The organism is Nostoc sp. (genome assembly GCF_036917355.1).
Lineage (GTDB): Bacteria > Cyanobacteriota > Cyanobacteriia > Cyanobacteriales > Nostocaceae > Nostoc.
Genome location: NZ_JBALDP010000014.1, coordinates 1 through 6,246 on the forward strand (window position 1 = coordinate 1; position 6,246 = coordinate 6,246).

The window sequence follows — 6,246 nt, forward strand, 5'->3', positions numbered from 1 at the left end:
GGCTAAAACTCACACTATTGACAGAGTTATCATGCCCCTTGAGGGTGCGGATTTCGTTACCTGTCTCTAGATTCCAGAGTTTGATCGTCTTGTCAGCTCTGCCAGAAGCCAATGTCTTGCCGTCAGGGCTAAAACTCACGCTAAAGACAGAGTTATCATGCCCCACCAAGCGGTTGCGTTCCTTTCCCTCAGTAAGAACTGTTTGCAAGGCATTCATTCCTTCTGGGTTATTTGTATGTTGGCTTTGCAGGATTTTTCCCGCCTTAATTGCTGTGACAAAAGCCTCCAATTCCTTATGTTCATTAAATAGAGACAAGGAATATCTACCTAGAGATTCGGCTTGATTGAGTTCCGATTGGTTTTTCTGATTCCATACCGTCAAACCCAATCCACCACTAATTACCATTGCCACCAAAGAACCCGCCGCAATCCCCCAGGCGGTTATGATTTCGCGCTTTCTGCGAGCTGCTTCGGCTTGTTTGAGGCGATTACTTTCTTGGATACTCTGTTCAATAAATTCTTGCTCAACAATTAAGTCTTCTGAGCGTTCCTTGAGTTTTTCTTCTGCTTCCGCTAATGCTGCACCCCGCAACAAAGAACCCGGATCTTGCTTCGTTGCTTCCCATTGTCCCTTTGCTGCTCGCAATCGCTCTTGCCAAGCCCTAAAAACGCGGTTTGTATCCATCCATTCGCGCAGTTTTCCCCAATTACGAATCAGAGTTTCATGGACTACCTCTACTGTTTCTTGACTGGCAAGATTGCGATTTGTCACCACTAATCGAGCATCAGCTAATTGTTTTACTAAAGCCCAGCTTTGCTCCCCTAATTCCGCTTTCATCGCTATGCGTCGGGTATCTTCTGCTCCCTCACCTGGACGTACCAATTGAATAAAAATCCGCCGGACTTTTTCTTTTTCATCATCTGTCAAGTTGCCATATTTCTCATCAGCATGGCGAGCTAACGCACCTTCTACTTGACCAATTTCTTCATAGATTTTGTGACTTAATTCTTTACCTGTGCGCTTGTTCCACAACTCTGTCAAAGCAAACTCTAGCAAAGGTAAATTTCCCGGTTGGTTTTCTACATCGTCCAGAATGCGTTTTACCAGTCCGTCTGCAAATGTCACCCCTAATTTTTGGGTAGGTTTTTCAATGACTTCTGTTAGTTCCTCCCGATTCATCGGCCCCAGTTTCACATCAGCATTTTGCAAGACATCAGCAAAGGGACGATAGGAGAGAGCATTTCCCAAAAAATCTGCCCGCATCGTGGCTACCAACACCGTAGCGGATGGAGACAGAGAAGTAGGAGCTTTTAGACTGGGTAATAAGCAGTCGAGAAATTGACGGCGAATTTCCTGATTGTTACAGAGTGTGTAAATTTCTTCAAATTGGTCAGCAATCAGTAGGACTCGATGATCGGGGTGATTTTGCCGAATTTTAGCAAAAACGTCCGAGAGAGGAACAGAGCCTTTTTGCAAATAATCAGCTAACTCTCGCGCTTGGATAATTTGTTTAGTTTCATTTAAGTTGAGTGTATAAAGAGGAACAAGAGCTAAAGCTAAAGCATGGAAAGGATCAGAACCGGGACGAAAGTGAGTAAACTGCCAATGACCCTCTTTTTGTAACTTAGGGACTAATCCAGCTAATACAACTGAAGATTTACCGCTTCCCGACGCACCCAGCACGGGTATAAAATGACGGGTTTTAGTTGTAATATAAAGTTTTTCTATAAATATTTCCCGCCCAAAGAAAACATCTGCATCGTTGGGGCCAAAATGAAACAACCCGCGATAAGGACAAGGGAGATATTCATCAACAGCGATCGCAGAATCAACAAGTTTTACCTCTTCCTTAAAGTAGAAGTAGTTGTAGATAATGTTTCCTTCACCAACTACAGCACCTTTGACTTCATTTTGAAAACTTGAGTAGAATTTGGAACTTTCTTCAGCCATCTAGATACTCCTGTGGCTTTTAACCAAATTTATTTTCTTGTTTGTTGCGATCGCCAACCTGAATCCCCTTGACTTCTCCTTGAAACACTGTGTTATACTTACCTGCTGCGGACTCTTCAGGTTTTTCCTGTTTCAGCAACTCCTGCGCTAACTTAATAATTTCTGTATCTTTATCAGCACCAGCTTCAGCTAATTTCTTTTTAAGTGGTGCTTCATAGGTTTCGGGATCTGTTTCGTGTTCTTCCAGAACCATTTGTGCTTTTGGTTCATTTTCAAACTTCTTCTTAATCAAGGTTTTTAACCCCTGATAGGCATCTTTAACGGCTGTTCCTGCGGTATCTTTAGTAGCTGCGATCGCTCCAGCACTTAAAGAAAGCGGTAATAATCATAGAAACAGGTTCCATAGTTAATCCTCAATAATTTGTAGTAGCTAAAATAGGTATATTCTACGTTTAGATAATATTTGAAAATGGTCTTTTGCTCTCACATTTAGCACGGTGAACCATCTCAGTACATGGCTAAAAAACTTATTTTTCCTAGCATCTAACCCAATTCAAAACGGCAAAAATATACTTTCTGCGACTTTTCAAATATCCCCTTAGATTATCACAGGAAGTGTAACTTATTACTTACAAGAGGCTTCTCTTTCAGAGACGCTACGCATAGCTTGCTTCTCCGTAGAAGTATGCTTAGAGCGAGTCTACATTCGCACAGCGTCTTGTAGAGAGCGTCTTGATTCTGAATTCTGACTCCTGAATTCTTGCCTATTCAACGTTTTAGCCCTAACGTGGAACTGCTAACTATATGTATTAAGGATGCGAGGAGGAATCATGGGGCAGACACAGGAGCTAGGACAGATTATCATCCTGAATGGTGTCCCGCGATCGGGGAAGTCGAGCATTGTCGCAGTGATTCAGGAGACATTTGATGGACTGTGGATGAACTTGGGTGTTGATAGGTTTATGCAAATGACTCCCGCACGATACCTGCCTGGGATCGGTCTGCGGCCAGGGGGAGAACGCCAGGACATCGAACCCCTTGTTCCCATTCTGTACAGCGCTATGTATGAGTCAATCGCTGCCCACAGCCGTTTGGGTCTGAATGTCGTGGTTGATGTCGGACACCATGACGCCTACGCAATAGAGCGGGGCATTCTGGCTGATAGTGCCCGACGTTTGAAAGGATTGCCGGTTTTGTTCGTAGGCGTTTACTGCCCCATCGAGATCGTTATAGAACGACGACAAAACACGGGGTGGAATGTGGGAAGTACAGCTGACTCCCCGATACCACATCCGGTTCAGTTATGGCAATGTGAAGTCCACATTCCCGGCATCTATGACCTTGAAGTGGATACCTCTTTGTTAAGTCCAGGTGCGTGCGCTGAGATGATACGCCAGTACCTCGCAGATAGTCCAGCACCGTCGGCATTCCAACGACTTGCTACACAATATACTTAAGCTGTATTTATGACTACGATCGCTATATTTGGTATGAATTAGTAAAGTGTGTGATTCTATAAGTTGAAAGGGAAATTTAATCCCTTTCCACTCATTCTGTAGGCAGCCTACTTAACTCGACAGAATTTGCGATCGCTATCACTCTGAGGATATTGCCAAGAGTAGGCAAAGTGGCTAACTCCCTTCAGTTGGGGGGCAAATTGGCGGAGTGCCTGCATTTGCACCTCTAGGGATGGACGATTACTAACAGATTTTCCCCACTGACCGGCTAAAGCTGGGATTATCTGCGTACCCGGTTTTGCCATACTCAAAACCCGTTGCACTTGCGACACAATACAGCTGACATTACCGCAATTCCCATAAGCCATAGGATGCCACTCTAATGTATTGGGGAACCGATCCCAAGGTTGCAAACGAGAATCATACCCTTGTCCTACAGTTTGGTTGCCATCAGGAAAAAACACTACTCCTGTAGAAACACCTTGCTGCTTTGCTGGGTAACTAGCGATGGTGACAAAATCTAGAATTCCTTGCATAGCATGGGCAACGGCAAGCTGCCACAACTCCCATTGTAAAACTGGTTGTCTATCGGTTGCAGACAGGATTGACTTTTGCGCTAGTGGGAGAGTACGTCCTTGCCAAAGAGGTTCTCCTTCCTGGGGATAAAGTTTATCGACTTCCGCTACATCTCCCCCAGTGACGAATCCCTTGCTCAAAAAGCGGCGAATTAAGTCTAGCGCTTTGTAATTCTGTGCCCGTTTAAATAAAGCTTCTTGGGTTGCGGGACTAAATAGCCATAAATCTGAAACTTTAGTGGCGATGGAATCACTTCCAGCTTGGCGGGGATAACGCACGTAATCCAATAGCAAGCCATCTGGACGACGGCGCAAAACTTCTTGTACCAATTGGTAGTAGTCGCGTTTTGCTTGCAGGTTGTAGGGGTCGATAAATAGTTGAGAGCCATTATCTACTACATATAAACTCGTTTGACCTTTGCCATTACGAGCGATCGCACCTTCTCTATCTGGGCGCTGGGCGTAAGTATAGCCGAAATTTGTGGTAAACATCCAGGCATAGACCTTCAAACCACGTTGCCGACCTTTTTTAATTGCCGTGGCGAGTATATCGATGTTTTCTGCCCCTGGAGTGCGAATCACAGCAGGCCAAACCGTCGGGTTAGCTTTTGCTGGTAATAGTACCTGCCCATCGTAAAATACTTCTAAATAAACTTGGTTATAGCCGCCATTAACAATCCGATCCATAACCTGATCGATTATTCCTGGCTGAATGTCACAGGGATACAAGCGTAACCAAAGGGCTTGAGTTTGCGGCCAAGTTCGAGAGCGACATTGCTTTAATTTCTGCGCCTGTTCTTGTATTATGCTTTGGTAGCGTGTTTGAGCATCTTGTTTGCCTTTGAGCGCTGACAAACGTAAGCTTTCTTTTTGTTGCGCCGCTGCTGATGATAACTGACAATACTCAGTTCCTTGCGCCCTTGCTGGTTCGCTTCTCAAGTTGGGGAGCAACAAACTACTAGTAAAAATAACAGCGAATAAGCGTCGCCAAAATAATATCGATCTTGCAACCTTCAAGGGACAGTTAGACATACCTACCAGTAGATGAACAAATTCAAAAGAGTTTCAGACAGGGATTTAAATTCCGACTGTAACTTGCTTACCACAGGGTAACTGAGCAGAGACGGAGTGGCTCTAACTCTGAGCTATGTGTTGACGTTCGGTCTTAAAGCCTTTTAATTTGCGATAATCATCGATCCCAACTCAAATAATTGTGGGCAACGTGTATCGAATTATATAGTTAAATACTAAGGGTTTTAAAACCTATTTTTTTAAGACTCTCAAAGGTCTATTTCTGTTGCCGTATTTTTGTATAGCGGTTTCCAGTGCATAAACTAGATATTAAAACTTCACCCTCAATGTGAATGCATCGGCTTGTATTGTTAATGCGTCGGCTTGCATTGTTACAGCATTTTTCAAGTAAATGAGCTATAAAATGCAGGACTTACGCATCAGATATAAAGAGTTTCTGCCTCCTACCTTCTGCCTCCTGCCTTCTGCCTTGATAAACAAAATAGTCAGGAATCAAAACTTTTGACACCTGACTATTGATGATGGAGTAAGCAATAGTTAATAGCTAACCGCCACGTTTCAACGCCGTCTCTACCTGCTGCAACTCTTTCTCTAGACGATTTTTGAGTTTTTCGGGTACGGGACGATTTGGGTAAGAACTGTAGTGTCCAGCTAAGGAATTGAGGGCTGTTCGTATGGTTGTAAACGAGCCGAGACCAGAAACAGAGTTAACTCGCTGGTAGCGAGCTGAAAAGTCATTAATTTTTTGACGCGCTTCTGCTTGAATTGCTGCTTTGTCTGGTGAATCTTGTGAAAGATCCAGAGCTTGTCTCATAATATTGACCACAGCTAAGGTGTCTTGACGATAATCCCCAGTCAAACTATCTGGACTGCCAGAACAACCCATTAAGCCGATAGCTACAACCAAAACCAGCGCAAGCAAACGCGACCAATAGCGCTTCATATGCATTAAGTAAAAGAATACGTAAATCAACGTCCATCCTATCTTGGATTGGTAACTTGGGGATCAATTGAATGGGGAGTGAGGGAGTGAAGAAGGGAATAGGGTACAGGTTACAGGGTACAGGGTAAAGGGTACAGATTATTCCCTATCACCTTTCACCTACAAACTCTCCCCTAATCCCAATGCCCAATGCCTAATACCAATTTAATATGAAGCTGCATAGAATAAAGCTTCCAGGATAAAGTTGTAAGAAGAGACAGAAATTACCTGCTCAAATGTAAGTTGGTC

Annotated in this window: 6 protein-coding genes; 2 read left to right on the top strand and 4 right to left on the bottom strand. The window is 43.9% G+C overall.

The annotated features are described in order from the left end of the window. Positions 1-1,951, bottom strand: a 1,951-nt coding sequence (locus V7K53_RS03915; protein ID WP_442940464.1) for an nSTAND1 domain-containing NTPase, incomplete at its 3' end; no start/stop codon positions are given. Positions 1,952-1,970: 19 nt separating this feature from the next. Further along, positions 1,971-2,243 carry a hypothetical protein gene (locus V7K53_RS03920; protein WP_335196333.1) on the bottom strand — a complete coding sequence of 91 codons (273 nt, stop codon included), beginning with the start codon at positions 2,241-2,243 and terminating at the stop codon, positions 1,971-1,973. A 468-nt stretch (positions 2,244-2,711) separates the two neighbouring features. Between V7K53_RS03920 and V7K53_RS03925 the strand changes: the two genes are divergently transcribed. Then, the gene (locus V7K53_RS03925) at positions 2,712-2,879 is read left to right on the top strand and encodes a hypothetical protein (protein WP_335196337.1); all 168 of its coding nucleotides are present in this window, start codon (positions 2,712-2,714) and stop codon (positions 2,877-2,879) included. After that, a complete protein-coding gene (locus V7K53_RS03930; RefSeq protein ID WP_335196336.1) occupies positions 2,860-3,408 on the top strand; it encodes a chloramphenicol phosphotransferase CPT family protein in 549 nt (182 codons plus the stop codon). Before V7K53_RS03925 ends, V7K53_RS03930 begins: the two co-directional genes overlap by 20 nt. A 107-nt stretch (positions 3,409-3,515) precedes the next feature. On the opposite strand, the gene V7K53_RS03935 is transcribed toward V7K53_RS03930, so the two are convergent. Both V7K53_RS03935 and psb27 read right to left on the bottom strand, forming a co-directional pair. Then, positions 3,516-5,015 (bottom strand): family 10 glycosylhydrolase, encoded by a 1,500-nt coding sequence (locus V7K53_RS03935; protein ID WP_335196335.1) that lies wholly within the window; start codon positions 5,013-5,015, stop codon positions 3,516-3,518. Between the two features lie 544 nt (positions 5,016-5,559). Next, complete coding sequence (gene psb27, locus V7K53_RS03940) at positions 5,560-5,964, bottom strand: photosystem II protein Psb27 (protein ID WP_190240755.1); 405 nt, start codon at positions 5,962-5,964, stop codon at positions 5,560-5,562. Between the last annotated feature and the right edge of the window lie 282 nt (positions 5,965-6,246).

What these genes read in the sequence shown, in the direction of transcription:
- V7K53_RS03935 (WP_335196335.1), bottom strand. Translation starts at nt 5,015, where the DNA reads ATGTCTAACTGTCCCTTGAAGGTTGCAAGATCGATATTATTTTGGCGA.
- psb27 (WP_190240755.1), bottom strand. Translation starts at nt 5,964, where the DNA reads ATGCATATGAAGCGCTATTGGTCGCGTTTGCTTGCGCTGGTTTTGGTT.